Below are 15878 nucleotides of genomic sequence, written 5' to 3' on the forward strand. Positions count from 1 at the left end.
CGTCGCGACGGCGGCGCGCCCGGGCGGCGCCGTCGCGGTGCTCGGGGTCGTCATCACCTCACCGTACCCACCCGAACCGGGCGGTGGACGGTGGGATCCGGCCCGGGGTGGTCGGAAGGTCCCGGGGTCGGGGTCGGGGCAGCCGTGACACTGGGCGACGTGACCAGTCTGAGCGCGCACCGGACCCTGGCCTCGGAGAGCCGGGTGCGGATCCTGCACCTGCTCCAGGAGCACGACCGGCCGCTGACGGTCGATGAGATCGCCCAGGCCGTCGACCTGCACGTGAACACGACGCGCGAGCACCTGGACCGGCTGATCGCCACGGGCTTCGTCAGTCGCGAGTCCGAGGTGCGCCTGACGCGGGGGCGGCCCCGCATGCTGTACCGGCCGCTCGCCCGCGCGGCCGCCGAGGACATGGACCCGCGCGCCCGCGAGCACCTGCTGCAGGTCCTCCTGGAGGGCTACGGGCGGCCCGTCGAGCCGGGTGCCGCGGAGGAGTCCGGACGCACGTGGGGCGCCGAGCTCGCGGCCACCGCGGCCGCCGACGACACACCGTCCGACCCGCCCGGCGCCGCGCCGGCTGCTGCCCGCCAGCTCGACGCGCTCGAGCGGCACTTCGCGGAGCTGGGCTTCCAGCCCGAGGTCGACGCCGAGAACGCGCGCCTGCACCTGACCCGGTGCCCCGTGTACGACCTGGCGTGCGCGCGGGCCGAGGTCATCTGCGCGGTGCACCTGGGGCTGGCGCGCGGCGTGCTCGCGCAGGTCGAGGGCCCGCTCGAGGCGGAGCGGCTCGAGCCGTTCGTCGGCCCCCAGCACTGCGTGCTCCACCTCACCGGGGCCTGACAGCCCGGACCGCCGACCGTCCGCCGCGCCGGGTCGCTCGGGCGGCGCCGACCGGGCTCGCGGTGCTACGTTCGGGCCATCCCCCCGTGATGACGCCTGTGGTAGCGCGACGGGGGATGGTGCGATGGCAGCACAGCAGGGTCTGGCCACCCGCAACCTGGCGCTCGCGCTCGCCGGCTTCATGCTGAACTTCTGGGCCTGGGCGCTGATCAGCCCGCTCGGCGCGGCCTACCGCGAGCAGCTCGACCTGACCGCCTTCCAGCAGTCCGTGCTGGTCGCGGTGCCCGTCGTCGTCGGCTCGCTCGGCCGGATCCCCGTCGGTGCGCTGACCGACCGGCTCGGCGCGCGTCTCATGTTCCCCGTCGTCAGCCTCCTGACGGTCCTGCCCGTCCTGTTCATCGGGCTCGTCGCCGAGTCCTACGTGGCGATGCTCGTCGGCGGGTTCTTCCTCGGTCTGGGCGGCACGGCCTTCGCGATCGGTGTGCCCCTCGTCAACGCCTGGTACCCCCCGGCGCGGCGCGGGACGGCGCTGGGGATCTTCGGCATCGGCATGGGCGGGACGGCGATCTCGGCGTTCACCACGGTGCGCCTGTCCGACGCGTTCGGACGCGAGGCGCCGTTCCTCCTGGTCGCGGGCGTGCTCGTGGTCTACGCGGCCGTGGCGGCGGCGTTCGTGCGGGACGCGCCGGACCGCGCCGTCGCGACCGGGTCCTTCCTCGCGCGGACGTGGGCGACGGCCAAGATCCCGGCGACCGGCCAGCTGTCGGTGCTCTACGCGCTCGGCTTCGGGGGCTTCGTCGCCTTCTCGGTCTACCTGCCGACCTACCTCACCAACGCCTACGGCCTGCGGGCCGAGGACGCCTCCCTGCGGACCGCCGGCTTCGTCGTGCTCGCGGTCGCCATGCGTCCGGTGGGCGGCTGGCTGTCCGACCGGGTCGACCCCGTCCTCGTGCTGGTCGTGTGCTTCACCGGCTCGGCGCTGCTCGCCGCCCTGGCCGGCCTCGAGCTCGCGCTCATGCCCCTGGGGACCATCGCCTTCCTGGGGCTCGCGGCGCTCCTCGGCGCGGCCTCGGGGGCGGTGTTCGCGCTGGTCGCACGGCTCGCACCGGCCGAGAAGGTGGGCGCCGTCACCGGCCTGGTCGGCGCGGCGGGCGGGCTGGGCGGCTTCGTCCCGCCGCTGGTCATGGGCGCGTTCTACGACGCCCTGGACGACTACAGCCCCGGGCTCTACCTGCTCGCCGTGGTCTGCCTCGCCACGGCCGCGTTCACCCGCGGGCCCGTCGCCCGCAACGCCCGGCAGGGCGCGACCGCACGGACGTGAGCCCCGCGTCGCGGGGCCGGCGGCCCCGGAGCGACGACCACCCGGACCTCTCGAGAGGACACGCACCGTGACCATCCACGACGCCCCGCAGGCCGCTCCGGGCTCGGGGCCGGGCCTGGACGGCCCCGCCTCCGACGTCGTCCTGCGGCTGGGCAGGTACCTGCGGCGCGGCGAGGTCTCCGACGACCTGCGGACCATCCACAAGGAGGGCGGCCGCGACGCCGACGCGTTCTACCGGGACCGGTGGAGCCACGACAAGGTCGTCCGCTCGACCCACGGCGTCAACTGCACCGGCTCGTGCTCGTGGAAGGTCTACGTCAAGGACGGGATCATCACGTGGGAGTCGCAGCAGACCGACTACCCCTCGGTGGGGCCGGACAGCCCCGAGTACGAGCCCCGCGGCTGCCCCCGCGGTGCGGCCTTCAGCTGGTACACGTACTCGCCGACGCGGATCCGCTACCCGTACGTGCGCGGCGTGCTGCTCGAGATGTTCCGCGACGCGAAGATCGCGGTCGGCGGCGACCCCGTCGAGGCGTGGGCGCACATCGTCGAGGACCCCATCCGGGCCGCCCACTACAAGTCCGTGCGCGGGCAGGGCGGCCTCGTGCGCGCCTCCTGGGACGAGGCGATCGAGATCGCGGCCGCGGCGCAGGTCCACACGATCCGCCGCTACGGCCCGGACCGCGTCGCCGGCTTCTCGCCGATCCCCGCGATGTCGATGGTCTCCCACGGCGCGGGCGCCAGGTACCACGCGCTCCTCGGCGCCCCGATGCTCTCGTTCTACGACTGGTACGCGGACCTGCCGGTGGCCTCGCCCCAGGTGTTCGGCGACCAGACCGACGTGCCGGAGTCGGGGGACTGGTGGAACGCCGGGTACCTCATCATGTGGGGCTCGAACCTGCCGGTCACGCGCACGCCGGACGCGCACTGGATGGCCGAGGCGCGCTACCGCGGCCAGAAGGTCGTCGCCGTCTCGCCCGACTACGCCGACAACGTCAAGTTCGCCGACGAGTGGCTCGCCGTGCAGCCGGGGACCGACGGCGCGCTCGCGATGGCGATGGGCCACGTGACGCTGCGCGAGTTCTTCGTCGAGCGCCGGACCCCGTACTTCGCCGACTACGTCACGCGGTACACCGACCTGCCGTTCCTCGTGCGGCTCGACGAGGACGCGGACGGCGCGTACGTGCCGGGCAAGTTCCTCACCGCCGCCGACCTGCCGGGCGCCGAGGCGGAGACCGAGAACGCCCACTTCAAGACCGTCCTGCTCGACTCCCGGACGGGCGCGCCCGCCGTCCCGAACGGCACGCTCGGGGACCACTACGGCCCGGCGGGCGAGGGGCGGTGGAACCTGGACCTCGGCGACGTCGAGCCGGCCCTGAGCCTGCTCGACATCGCGCCGTCCCGGCGCACCGCGACCGGGGACCCGACGGCCGTCGAGGTCGACCTGCCCCGCTTCGACACGCTCGACGGCGCCGCGTCCAGCGCCCGCCGCGGCGTGCCGGTGCGGCGGGTCGGCGGCCACCTGGTCACGACGGTCTTCGACCTCCTGCTCGCGCAGTACGGCGTGGGCCGGCCCGGGCTGCCCGGCGCCTGGCCCACCGGGTACGACGACGCCTCCCAGCCCTGCACGCCCGCGTGGCAGGAGCAGTTCACGGGCGTCCCGGCGGCCAAGGCGGAGCGGATCGGGCGCGAGTTCGCGGCCAACGCCGAGGAGTCGCGCGGGCGCTCGATGATCCTCATGGGCGCCGGCACCAACCACTGGTTCCACTCGGACACCATCTACCGCTCGTTCCTCGCGCTCACGACGCTCACGGGCTGCCAGGGCGTCAACGGGGGCGGCTGGGCCCACTACGTGGGCCAGGAGAAGGTCCGCCCGATCACGGGCTTCACGACCTACGGCATGGCGATGGACTGGGCCAGGCCGCCGCGCACCATGGTCCAGACGGCCTACTGGTACCTGCACACCGACCAGTTCCGCTACGACGCCTTCGGCGCCGACACGCTGACCTCGGCCCGGCCGGGGCCCGGACGTGAGGCCGCGGGGAGCCTGGCCGGCAAGACCACCGCCGACGTGATCGCGCAGTCGGCCCGCATGGGCTGGATGCCGTCGTACCCGACGTTCGACCGCAACCCGCTGGACCTGGCGGACGAGGCCGACGCGGCCGGGATCCCGGTGACCGAGCACGTGCCGGCCGAGCTGAAGGCGGGCCGCCTGCGCTTCGCCGCGGAGGACCCCGACGCGCGGGAGAACCTCCCGCGCGTGCTGACCGTGTGGCGGGCGAACCTCCTCGGCTCGTCCGGCAAGGGGGACGAGTACTTCCTGCACCACCTGCTCGGTGCGGCGTCGAACCTGCGCGCGCAGGAGGCGCCGCCCGGTGCCCGGCCCCGCGACGTCGTCTGGCGCGACGAGGCGCCGACGGGGAAGCTCGACCTGCTGCTGACGTTCGACTTCCGCATGACGAGCACGACCGTCTACTCCGACGTCGTGCTGCCGGCCGCGACCTGGTACGAGAAGCACGACCTGAGCAGCACGGACATGCACCCGTTCGTGAACTCGTTCACGCCCGCGATCGCACCGCCGTGGCAGACCCGGACGGACTTCGAGATCTTCCACACCCTGGCCCGGCGCTTCAGCGCGCTCGCGGCCACGCACCTCGGGGTGCGCCGGGACGTGGTGGCCGTGCCGCTCATGCACGACACACCGGACGAGATGGCGAACCCGCACGGGCGCGTGCAGGACTGGAAGGACGGCACGTGCGAGCCCGTCCCGGGGCGCACGATGCCGAAGCTCGTCGTCGTCGAGCGCGACTACGCCGCGGTCGCGACGAAGCTCGCGACCCTGGGCCCGCTCGCGGAGACGCTCGGGCTCTCGACCAAGGGCGTGACGTTCGACGTCGGCCCGGAGGTCGAGTACCTCGCGAGCAAGAACGGCGTGGCGGGCCGCACGTCGGGCGGCGTCGCCGACGGGCGCCCGCTGCTCACGCGCGACGTGCACGCCTGCGAGGCGATCCTCGCGCTGTCCGGCACCACCAACGGACGCCTCGCGGTGCAGGGGTTCCACACGCTGGAGAAGCGGACCGGGACGCGCATGGCCGACCTGGCCGCCGAGCACGAGGGCAAGCAGGTCACCTTCACGGACACCCAGGCGGCGCCGACGACGGTGATCACGTCCCCCGAGTGGTCGGGCACCGAGCACGGCGGGCGGCGCTACTCGCCGTTCACCGTCAACGTCGAGCGGCTCAAGCCGTGGCACACCCTCACGGGCCGCCAGCAGTTCTACCTGGACCACGACTGGATCACGGAGATCGGCGAGGGCCTGCCGGTCTTCCGGCCGCCCCTGAACATGCAGGCGCTCTTCGGCGAGCCGCCCCTGGGGGAGGTGGGCGACGCGGCGGCGACGGGCGGACCGGGCAGCGTGGGGGTCACGGTGCGCTACCTGACCCCGCACAACAAGTGGTCCATCCACTCGGAGTACCAGGACAACCTGTTCATGCTCTCCCTGTCGCGCGGCGGCCCGATGATCTGGATGAGCGACCGCGACGCGGTCAAGGTGGGCATCGCCGACAACGACTGGGTCGAGGCGGTGAACCGCAACGGCGTCGTCGTCGCGCGCGCGGTGGTGTCCCACCGCATGCCCGAGGGCACGGTCTTCATGCACCACGCCCAGGACCGCCTCATCGACGTCCCGCTCTCGCAGACGACGGGACGGCGCGGCGGCATCCACAACTCGCTCACGCGCCTGCTGGTCAAGCCGAGCCACCTCATCGGCGGCTACGCGCAGCTGTCCTACGCGTTCAACTACCTCGGCCCGACGGGCAACCAGCGCGACGAGGTCACTGTCATCCGGCGACGGAGCCAGGAGGTGGAGTACTGACATGCGCGTCATGGCTCAGATGGCGATGGTCATGAACCTCGACAAGTGCATCGGGTGCCACACGTGCTCGGTGACCTGCAAGCAGGCGTGGACGAACCGCACGGGCACGGAGTACGTCTGGTTCAACAACGTCGAGACGCGTCCGGGGCGCGGCTACCCGCGCACCTACGAGGACCAGGAGAGGTGGCGGGGCGGCTGGACCCTGAACCGGCGCGGCCGCCTCCAGCTCAAGGCCGGCGGGCGCCTGAGGAACCTCAGCACCATCTTCTCGAGCCCCCGGATGCCCTCGATCGGCGACTACTACGAGCCCTGGACCTACGACTACGAGAAGCTCACGACCGCGCCGGTCCAAGAGCACACGCCGGTCGCGCGGCCGGTGTCGCTGATCAGCGGCAAGAACCTCGCCGTCTCGTGGAGCGCCAACTGGGACGACGACCTCGGCGGCTCCGCGGACCTCATGACGGCGGACCCCGTCCTGGCGAAGATCTCGGACAAGGTCAAGCTCGAGTTCGAGCAGACGTTCATGTTCTACCTGCCGCGCATCTGCGAGCACTGCCTCAACCCCTCGTGCGCGGCGTCGTGCCCCTCGGGCGCGATCTACAAGCGCGAGGAGGACGGCATCGTCCTGGTCGACCAGGACGCGTGCCGCGGCTGGCGCAAGTGCATCACCGGCTGCCCGTACAAGAAGGTCTACTTCAACCACCGCACGGGCAAGGCCGAGAAGTGCACGTTCTGCTTCCCGCGGGTCGAGGTCGGCCTGCCCACCGTCTGCTCGGAGACGTGCGTCGGGCGGCTGCGCTACATCGGCCTGGTCCTGTACGACGCCGACCGCGTGCTCGAGGCGGCGAGCGAGCCCGACGAGCACGCGCTGCTCGCCGCGCAGCGCAGCGTGCTGCTGGACCCGCACGACCCCCACGTGCAGCGCGAGGCCGAGAGGGCGGGCATCCCGCACGACTGGGTCGAGGCCGCCCAGCGCTCGCCGGTCTGGCGGCTCATCCACGACTACGAGGTGGCGCTGCCGCTGCACCCGGAGTACCGCACCATGCCGATGGTCTGGTACATCCCGCCGCTCTCGCCGGTGGTCGACGTCGTCGCGGAGACCGGCGAGGACGCCGAGGACCCGCACAACCTCTTCGCGGCGATCGACACGCTGCGCATCCCCGCCGAGTACCTCGCCGAGCTGTTCACGGCGGGCGACACCGTTCCGGTCGTCGGCGTGCTCAAGCGGCTCGCGGCGATGCGCTCGTACATGCGGGACCTGAGCATGGGCCGCGAGGGCGACCCGCGGATCCCGGCTGCCGTCGGCATGGACGAGCAGAGCATGTACGAGATGTACCGCCTGCTCGCCCTCGCGAAGTACGACGAGCGGTACGTGATCCCGAGCGCGCACGCGGAGCAGGCCCACGGCCTCGAGGAGCTCGCGACCGAGTGCAGCCTGGACTACGACGGCGGTCCGGGCATGGGTGGGTCCGGTCCCTTCGGCGAGGGCTCGGGGCCGGGGTTCTCCGACCCGGTCGCCGTCGAGAACTTCCACATGCTCAAGGCCCGCCAGACGTCGGACACCGTCGCCGACCCCGCGTCGCGCGGCGCCAAGGTCAACCTGCTCAACTGGGACGGCAAGAGCGCACCGCCGGGCCTGTTCCCGCCGCGCAGCGACGAGCAGGGCGGCGGGGTGCCGGACGGCGCCTCGCGCGCGGACCTGCGTGAGCCGGACGTGCCGACCGACGCGGCGCAGGTCCGGCCGCTGCCCTCGGGTGGCTCGGACTCCGGCCCCACCGGCTCGGGGACGGCGCCACGATGAACCGGGGCCAGCGCGCCGCGACCGCCCGCCGGGTCGCGAGCCGGGAGACGGCGCTCGTGCACCGCCTCGCGGCCCTGACGCTCGAGTACCCGACGGCGGAGCTCGTCGGGCTGGTCCCGACCCTCGCCGGCGCGACGACGGAGCTGGCGCCCCGCCTGCGCGCCCCGTTCGAGCCGCTCCTGGAGCACCTGGCCGCGCGCGACCTCGGCGACCTCCAGGCGCAGTACGTCGCGACGTTCGACCTCAAGCGGCGGTGCTCGCCCTACCTGACGTACTTCTCCTACGGCGACACGCGCAAGCGCGGCGTCGCCCTGGTCGAGTTCAAGCAGGCCTGCCGCCGCGCGGGCTTCGAGGTCGTCGACGACGAGCTGCCCGACCACCTGTGCGTGGTCCTCGAGCTCTCCTCGTCCCCGCACCCGGCGGCGCAGGAGGAAGGGCTGCGGCTGCTGCTCGCGCACCGGGCGGGGCTGGAGCTGCTGCGGCTCGCGCTGCTCGACGTCGGCTCGCCGTGGGCGGGCGCGCTCGTCGCCGTCTGCGCGACGCTCCCGGCGCTCGGGGGCGACGAGCACGAGGCCGTCGAGCGGCTCGCCGCGCAGGGGCCGCCCGACGAGGAGGTCGGGCTGGACGCGTACGGACCCGTTCAACTGCCCACGCCGGGAGCACGCCGATGACCTCCACCGACATCGTCCTGTGGGTCGTGATCCCGTACCTGTGCCTCGCGGTGTTCGTCCTCGGGCACGTGTGGCGCTACCGGTACGACAAGTTCGGGTGGACCACGCGCTCGTCCCAGCTCTACGAGAGCCGGCTGCTGCGCTGGGCGAGCCCGCTCTTCCACGTCGGGATCCTCGCCGTCTTCCTCGGCCACGTCATGGGGCTCGGGATCCCGAAGTCCTGGACGCAGGCCGTGGGCCTCGGCGAAGCGGCGTACCACGCCATGGCCGTGGGCATCGGCGGGGTCGCGGGGCTGTGCACCGTCGTCGGGATGGCGCTGCTGATCTACCGCCGCCGGACGGTCGGTCCCGTGTTCAGCGCCACCACGCCCATGGACAAGGTGATGTACCTGGTGCTGGCCGTGGTCATCGTCCTCGGCCTGTGGAACACGGTCGCGGGCTCGGTCCTCAACCTCGGCGGGGACTACGACTACCGCGACGGCGTCTCCGTGTGGTTCCGGGGGATCTTCCGGTTCGACCTGCACCCCGAGCTGATGGCGGACGCGCCGGTCGGGTTCCAGCTGCACGGCATGAGCGCGATGCTCCTGTTCGCGCTGTGGCCCTTCACGCGGCTCGTCCACGTCTTCAGCGCGCCGGTCGGCTACCTCTGGCGGCCCTACGTCGTGTACCGCTCACGGCCCGACCGCCGTGGCACACGCCCCGCGCCGCGCGGGTGGGACGAGGTGCCGGGCCGGGAGCCGTCCGGGCGGCGCTGAGCCCGGCGCGCCCGGGCGGGCTCCCGTCGGCGCCGGTCCGGTGGTGCGCGGTCAGTCGAGCGGACCGGACCACGGTCGCGGGGGCAGGCCGTCCGCCTGTCGCGTCATCTCGCGGGTCATCCACCGGCGCAGCTCCACGAGGCGCGGCGGCGTCGCCAGGCTGAGCAGCGCAGCCGTCTGCGCGTAGGCGTCGAGCTGGTCCATCGCGTCCTGCCAGGCCTGGAGCATCTCCGTGCTGGCCGACGAGGACGGGAGACGCAGGTCGATGGTGTCGTCGCCCCGGAGCAGGGCGGTGGTGCGCTGCGCCTCGACGGTGGCGATGTCCCCGCCGTGGCCCGCCGCCATGCGCTGCGCGAGGGCCAGCAGCCCCTGCGGCGCGGCGCCCTCCACGCCCTGGGTCAGCAGCGCGCACTCACGCAGCACACCGCTGGAGTGCTCGCGCCCACGGATCCCGAGGCGGACCGGGTAGCCGACCAGCACGACGGCGGGGCGCTCGCCGCCGTCCGCGGGGTCGCCCACGGCCTGTCCGTGCACGACCGGCACGGCCTCCGCGCGGCCGGGGCCGAGCAGCAGCTCGTCGCCGTCCGGCCACGCCGCCAGGATCGTGTCGGGGTCCAGCGCGTCGCCCACGGGGCCGCCGGTGGCCGCGTCGAGCTCGCACCACACGGCCTTCGACCCGTCGTCGAGCAGCTCGACCCCCCAGGACCGGGCGAGCAGGCCGACCATCTCCATGCCGCGGCCGGTGGCCGAGCGCACCGTGTGCACCAGGCGGCGGGGCATGCCCGTCGAGCGGTCACGGACCTCGAGCCGCACCACGTCCGGCGAGGTCTCGACGCCGACGTGGACCTCGGTGCGGGCGTGCAGGACGGCGTTGGTCACGAGCTCGGAGATGCACGCCTCGGCGCGGTCGCGCAGGTCCTCGTCGAGCTCCGCGAGCGCGCGCGAGACGAGCCGGCGCGCGAGGGGCACCGAGGCGGGGGCCGCGGGCAGGGTGACCAGGCGCGGCCCGGCGGTCCCGCCGCCCGCGACGTCGCGGGAGCGGGAGCCGGGCGCGGGGTGGCTCATCGGTGCCTCCAGGTGCCTCCAGATGCCGCCCGGGGCGGCGACATCATCAGGACACACCGTGAGAGGGGTGACGAACCGGACTATGACGCGAGTCGCCGGTGTGCGTCGTGGCCCGCAGCCACGGTGCGGCCCCCGTCCAGCGCCGCGCGGCGCGCACTCGTGGTCCCGGACCGCTACACCCGGGCGGCGTCCGGCCGATGAGTTCCGCGAGATGCAGGAGCCACGTGAGATCCCCGACCCCGTGACCGACGAGCCGGAGCCTGACCCGGCCCTGGACGGTCTCCTCGCCCTGGCGCGGGACCTCGCCGGGGCGACGGAGCCCGGGGCGGTGAGCCGGGTGCTGAGCACCGCGATGCCGCGCGTCGTCGGGAGCGACACGTCGGCCGTGATGCTGTGGGACCCCGCCGCGGGAGCGCTGCGCGCGGTCGCGAGCCACGGCGTGTCCGACCGCCAGGAGGCCCTGCTGCGCTCGACCGACGTCCGGGCCGAGGTGTTCCCCGAGATGGTCGAGCTGCTGACCCACCGCCGGGTGCTCGTCGTCGACTCCCACGCCGCGAGCGCGCCGCTCGGCGCGCTGCTCGAGTCGCTGGACCTGCGCTCCGTCGTCGTCGCGCCGCTGGTCGCGGGGGAGACGCTCCTGGGCGTGGTCACGGCGGGCTGGCGCGGCGCGCGGCCGTCGGGCGACGCGTCCCGGACGCTCGCGCGGATCCGCGGCGTCGCCGACGTCGGCTCCATCGCGCTCCACACGACCCGGCTCCTGGCCGCGGTGCAGCACCACGCCCGCTACGACGGCCTCACCGGGCTGCCGAACCGGGCCCTGTTCACGCGCGAGCTCGACGACGCCCTGCGCGACGTCGTCCCCGGCACGGGCACCGCGGTGCTCTTCTGCGACCTGGACCGGTTCCGCACCGTCAACGACGCCCTGGGCCACGCGGCGGGGGACGAGCTGCTGCGTCAGGTCGCGGCCCGCCTGCGCGCGGAGCTGCGGCCCATCGACGTCGTCGGGCGCCTCAGCGGCGACGAGTTCGCCGTGCGCCTGCACGACGCCGACGAGCACGCTGCGCTGGCCGTGGCCAGCCGCGTGGTGGACGCGCTGGACCAGCCCTTCCGCATCGACGGACGCGAGGTGCGGGTCACCGTCAGCGTCGGCGTCGCGGTCCACACCGGCCCGGACGGCCGCGGCGAGCGCCTGCTGGCGGCGGCGGACGCGGCGATGTCCAAGGCCAAGGAGCACGGCCGGGACCAGGTCGCGCTCTTCGGGGAGGTCGCGGCGGGCTCCGTCGTGCCCTCGCTCGAGTCCGAGCTGTCGCACGCGATCGACCGCGGGCAGCTGCGGCTCTACTTCCAGCCCGTGCTGCACGTCGGGGGCGACCCGCGGGGCGTCGTCGGCGGTGAGGCGCTGCTGCGCTGGGCCCACCCCCGCCTGGGCCTGCTCGGTCCCGGGGCGTTCCTGCCGCTGGCCGAGGAGAGCGGCCTGGTGAGCAGCCTGGACCTGTGGGCGATCGACGCGGCCTGCGCGGCGCTCGCCGGCTGGACCACGGCCCCGGGCGGCGAGCCGATGCGCGTCGCGGTGAACCTCGCGAGCCGCACGCTCCTGGATCCGCGGCTGCTGCCGGCGGTGCGCGCGGCCCTGACCGAGCACGGCGTCACCGCCGACCAGCTGCACCTGGAGCTGGTGGAGACCCGGTCGCTCGCCGACATGCCGGGTGTCACGGCGCAGCTCGTGGAGCTGCGGCGCCTGGGCGTGCGGATCTCCCTGGACGACTTCGGCACCGGCTACTCGACGCTGACGTGGCTCCAGTCGCTGCCCATCGACCAGATCAAGATCGACCGCAGCTTCACCAAGCAGCTGCCCTTCGACGGTGCGTCCGTCGCGGTGGTGCGCGGGGTGATGGCGCTCGCTCGCGAGCTGGGGATCGAGGTCATCGCGGAGGGGGTCGAGGAGCCGGCGCAGCTGACGATGCTCCAGGACCTGGGCTGCTCGATGGTGCAGGGCTACCTCCTGGGCCGCCCCTCGCCGGTGCTCGACCAGCGCGTCCGCACCGCCGTCGCCTGAGTCGGTCGGTCGGTCGGTCGGGCCGGTGGGGCCGGGAACACGCGCGCCGGGCGTATAGTTGCATCAACAACTGTTGCCGCGAAGCCCCGGAGGACCCCAGTGACCATCGCACCCGACCCCGCACCCGGCCCCGCGCCCGCCACCCGGGCCCGACCCGCCGACGAGCTCCTCGCCGGCGACACCGCGATGGGCCCGGTGGCGCTGCACGTCGCCGACCTCGACGCCATGACGTCCTACTACCGCGACGTGCTCACGCTCGAGGTGCTCTCGGCCGTCGGTGACACCGTGACCCTGGGCCGCGCGGGCGTCCCGCTCGTCGTCCTGCGGCACGGGCCCCGGCTCGCGGCGGCGTCGCCCGGGCACGCGGGCCTGTTCCACACCGCCCTGCTCTTCGAGTCCCCGACCGCGCTCGCGGGAGCGCTGGCCACGGTCGCGCGTCGCGGCGCCGGCACCTACACGGGCAGCGCGGACCACCTCGTGAGCCAGGCGTTCTACCTGACCGACCCCGAGGGCAACGGCGTCGAGCTGTACGTCGACCGCCCGCGCGAGGCGTGGAGCTGGCGCGACGGCCAGGTCGAGATGGCGAGCCTGCCGCTCGACGCCACCGGCTTCATCCGGCGGCACCTCACGCCCGAGGCGGAGGCACGCCCCGAGGCCTCCGGCGCCGTCGTCGGGCACGTGCACCTCCAGGTCGGCGACATCGCAACCGCGCGGGCGTTCTACGTCGACACGCTCGGGTTCGAGGCGACGTTCGAGATGCCGACCGCGCTCTTCGTCTCGGCCGGCGGCTACCACCACCACATGGCCATGAACACGTGGCGCAGCGCGGGCGCGGCCCGGCGGCCGGTCACGCTCGGGCTCGGGGAGGTCACCATCGACCTGCCCACGCCCGACGACGTCGGCCTGCTCGCCGAGCGGCTGCGCCGGCGCGGTCTCGCCGTGCGCGACGAGGGTGCCTCGCTCGCGGTCGACGACCCGTGGGCCAACCTCGTGCGGGTCCGGGTCGCGGGGGCGTCCGCCGCCTGAGCGGCCGTCCCCCGGACGGCCCAGCGGCTGAGGTCGGGGCCGCCCGACGCTTGATGGCGCACGGGTCCGGCCGATGGTGCGGTCGACATGGGATCTGATCTGACCCGCGACGCGGGCACCACCGTGGCCCTTGCGCTGCGGGGGCGTGGCGCCGTGACGGAGGCCGTCGACGGCGTGCGTCGGAACCTGCTCCCGCGCGGCCGTCGCGACCGCGAGGCCGAGCTCGAGGTCGAGATCGCGGCGCTGCGCGTCCAGCTGGACGAGCTGCGCCGCGCGGCGTCCGACCTGGTGGGCAGCGACGACGTCCCCACGGTCCTGGAGCGCGTCATCGAGCGGGCGGCGTCCGCCGGCCTGACGTCCGCCGCGCTCCTGCTCGTGGCGACGCCCGACGGCGGCTCGGCGTTCCGTGCGCACGGCCTGGGACGCACCGAGGCCGAGCAGCTGGCCGGGCGGGTCCGGCGGGGGGAGCCCCTGGGTCCCGACGCCGTCGTGGTCGACGTCGCCTCCGCCCGGCGCCGGCACGGCCGCCTGGTCGCGTTCTACCCCGAGCCCGCCGCCGCCGCGCAGGGCCGGTACCTGCTGGAGGCGTGCGCCCAGCACGCCGCCGCCGCGCTGGACCTGCTGCTCGCCGTCGAGCGGAACCGGACGGAGGCCACGCGCGCCACGGCGCTCCTGCGCCTCGCGCACGACCTCGCGGTGGCGGCGGACGCCAACGCCGTGGCGCAGGTGACGGCCGACGCGCTGCCGGGCATCGTCGGCAGCACGACCGCCGCGGTGCTCCTGCCGGAGCCCGGCGCCGAGGCGCTCGTGCCCGTCGCGATCGCGGGGCTCGGCGACGACCGGCGCGCCTGGCTCCGCGGCGTGCGGATGCGCTTCGCGGCCCTCCCCGAGCTCGCACCGCTCGCGCAGCGGCGCGAGCCGGTCGTCCTGACGTCGGACGCCGCCAGCCCGGTCCTGGCCGACCTCATGACCCGCATGGGGCTGACCGGCATGCTGGCCGCACCCCTGCTCGCGGGCGAGGCCCTCATGGGCATCGTGCTGGTGGGCTGGGAGGGCGCGGCGCGATCGGTCGAGCTCGAGGAGGCGAAGGTCCGTGTGCTCGGGGCCTCGGACCAGGCGGCGACGGCGCTGCAGAACACGCGCCTGCTCGCGACCGTCCGGCACCAGTCGCTGCACGACGCCCTCACCGGCCTGCCCAACCGCGTGCTCTTCGCGCGGTCGCTGGACCTGACGCTGCGCCAGGCCGCCGCGGGCGTGGGCACGTGCGTGCTGTTCTGCGACCTCGACGCGTTCAAGCGCGTCAACGACGAGCTGGGGCACGCCGCGGGGGACGAGCTGCTGCGCCAGGTCGCGCAGCGCCTGCGCGGCCAGGTCCGTGGCGGCGACGTCGTCGCACGGCTCAGCGGTGACGAGTTCGCCGTCGCGCTGGTCGGGACCCGGGAGGAGGCGCAGGTCGTCGCGGGCCGGATCGTCGCCGCGCTCGAGGAGCCCTTCCGCCTCGACGGCCGCGACGTCCGCGTCACCACGAGCGTCGGCATCTGCGCGCACGTGGGCCCCGACGGGCGCGGCGACCGCATGCTCGCGGCCGCCGACCAGGCGATGTACGACGCCAAGCAGCGGGGCCGCAACCAGGTCGCGGTGGCCGACGACCCGGAGCGCGGGCTGGTCGTGCCCTCCCTCGAGGCCGAGCTGGCCGCCGCGGTCGACGCCGGGCAGCTGCGGCTGTTCTTCCAGCCGCTCGTCGGCGTGCAGGCCAGCGGGTGCGACGTGCGCGGTGCCGAGGCGCTGCTGCGCTGGGCGCACCCGCGGCTCGGGCTGCTCGCGCCCGCCTCGTTCCTGCCGCTGGCCGAGGAGAGCGGGCTGATCACCGAGCTGGACCTGTGGGCCGTGGACGCGGCGTGCGCGGCCCTCGCGGACGAGGGGTCGATGATGCGCCTCGCCGTGAACCTGTCGTGCACCACGCTCATCGACGACCGGCTGGTGCCGGCGGTGCGCGCCTCCCTGGACCGGCACGGCATCGACGCGTCGCGGCTCAACCTCGAGATCGTCGAGAGCGCGTCCCTGCGCGACCTGCCGGGCGTGCTCGACGCGATGAGCCGGCTCCGCGCCCTCGGGGTGCGCATCGCGCTGGACGACTTCGGCACCGGCTACTCGACGCTGGCCTGGCTCCACACGCTGCCCGTCGACCAGATCAAGATCGACCGGAGCTTCGTCGCGCGCCTGCACACCGACCGGGCCTCGCTCGCCGTCGTGCGGGCGGTCCTCTCGCTCGCGGCCGAGCTGGGGCTCGAGGTGGTCGCCGAGGGCGTGGAGGAGGAGGCGCAGCTCGCCGTCCTGCGCGAGGCCGGCTGCGGGCTCGTCCAGGGGTACCTGCTGGGCCGGCCGGGGCCGACCTTCCGTGCCGAGCTCGACCGCGCCGAGCTCGACCGCGCCGAGGTGCCCGCGCCGGCGCGGACGCGCCGCGCG

10 protein-coding genes are annotated in these 15878 nt (G+C 74.5%); 9 read left to right on the forward strand and 1 reads right to left on the reverse strand.

The genetic code is table 11. From position 1 onward, the window contains the following. Positions 1-159 precede the first annotated feature (159 nt). The 6 genes from IDM29_RS08820 (at position 160) to narI (ending at position 9265) form a co-directional block, all read left to right on the forward strand. A complete protein-coding gene (locus IDM29_RS08820) occupies positions 160-843 on the forward strand; it encodes a metalloregulator ArsR/SmtB family transcription factor (RefSeq protein WP_182111805.1) in 684 nt (227 codons plus the stop codon). Positions 844-967: 124 nt separating this feature from the next. After that, the gene (locus IDM29_RS08825) at positions 968-2164 is read left to right on the forward strand and encodes a nitrate/nitrite transporter (protein WP_188037429.1); all 1197 of its coding nucleotides are present in this window, start codon (positions 968-970) and stop codon (positions 2162-2164) included. 73 nt (positions 2165-2237) lie between these two features. Beyond that, positions 2238-6038: a nitrate reductase subunit alpha gene (locus IDM29_RS08830; protein WP_309232702.1), complete on the forward strand. Its 3801-nt coding sequence runs from the start codon at positions 2238-2240 to the stop codon at positions 6036-6038. A 1-nt stretch (position 6039) separates the two neighbouring features. Beyond that, positions 6040-7839, forward strand: coding sequence for a nitrate reductase subunit beta (gene narH / locus IDM29_RS08835; protein ID WP_188037430.1), 1800 nt, complete (start codon positions 6040-6042; stop codon positions 7837-7839). Then, on the forward strand, positions 7836-8510 hold the full coding sequence (narJ, locus tag IDM29_RS08840) for a nitrate reductase molybdenum cofactor assembly chaperone (RefSeq protein ID WP_182111802.1): 675 nt from the start codon (positions 7836-7838) through the stop codon (positions 8508-8510). The genes narH and narJ overlap by 4 nt, the downstream gene beginning before the upstream one ends. Further along, positions 8507-9265 (forward strand): respiratory nitrate reductase subunit gamma, encoded by a 759-nt coding sequence (gene narI, locus IDM29_RS08845; RefSeq protein ID WP_182111801.1) that lies wholly within the window; start codon positions 8507-8509, stop codon positions 9263-9265. The genes narJ and narI overlap by 4 nt, the downstream gene beginning before the upstream one ends. A gap of 51 nt (positions 9266-9316) precedes the next feature. Here narI and IDM29_RS08850 read toward each other — a convergent pair whose 3' ends face one another. Next, on the reverse strand, positions 9317-10330 hold the full coding sequence (locus IDM29_RS08850) for an ATP-binding protein (protein ID WP_182111800.1): 1014 nt from the start codon (positions 10328-10330) through the stop codon (positions 9317-9319). Between the two features lie 211 nt (positions 10331-10541). Between IDM29_RS08850 and IDM29_RS08855 the strand changes: the two genes are divergently transcribed. The 3 genes from IDM29_RS08855 to IDM29_RS08865 all read left to right on the forward strand — a co-directional run. Further along, complete coding sequence (locus IDM29_RS08855; protein ID WP_182111799.1) at positions 10542-12386, forward strand: bifunctional diguanylate cyclase/phosphodiesterase; 1845 nt, start codon at positions 10542-10544, stop codon at positions 12384-12386. 186 nt (positions 12387-12572) lie between these two features. Beyond that, the gene (locus tag IDM29_RS08860) at positions 12573-13412 is read left to right on the forward strand and encodes a VOC family protein (RefSeq protein ID WP_182114250.1); all 840 of its coding nucleotides are present in this window, start codon (positions 12573-12575) and stop codon (positions 13410-13412) included. A gap of 87 nt (positions 13413-13499) precedes the next feature. Beyond that, a partial coding sequence (locus tag IDM29_RS08865; protein WP_188037431.1) for a bifunctional diguanylate cyclase/phosphodiesterase occupies positions 13500-15878 on the forward strand: 2379 nt, incomplete at its 3' end.

This window comes from Actinotalea sp. JY-7885 (genome assembly GCF_014525465.1).
Classification (GTDB): Bacteria; Actinomycetota; Actinomycetes; order Actinomycetales; family Cellulomonadaceae; genus Actinotalea.

Coding starts and splice junctions, on each gene's coding strand:
- IDM29_RS08825 (WP_188037429.1), top strand. CDS start 968: ATGGCAGCACAGCAGGGTCTGGCCACCCGCAACCTGGCGCTCGCGCTC.
- narH (WP_188037430.1), top strand. CDS start 6,040: ATGCGCGTCATGGCTCAGATGGCGATGGTCATGAACCTCGACAAGTGC.
- narJ (WP_182111802.1), top strand. CDS start 7,836: ATGAACCGGGGCCAGCGCGCCGCGACCGCCCGCCGGGTCGCGAGCCGG.
- narI (WP_182111801.1), top strand. CDS start 8,507: ATGACCTCCACCGACATCGTCCTGTGGGTCGTGATCCCGTACCTGTGC.
- IDM29_RS08850 (WP_182111800.1), bottom strand. CDS start 10,330: ATGAGCCACCCCGCGCCCGGCTCCCGCTCCCGCGACGTCGCGGGCGGC.
- IDM29_RS08855 (WP_182111799.1), top strand. CDS start 10,542: ATGCAGGAGCCACGTGAGATCCCCGACCCCGTGACCGACGAGCCGGAG.
- IDM29_RS08860 (WP_182114250.1), top strand. CDS start 12,573: ATGGGCCCGGTGGCGCTGCACGTCGCCGACCTCGACGCCATGACGTCC.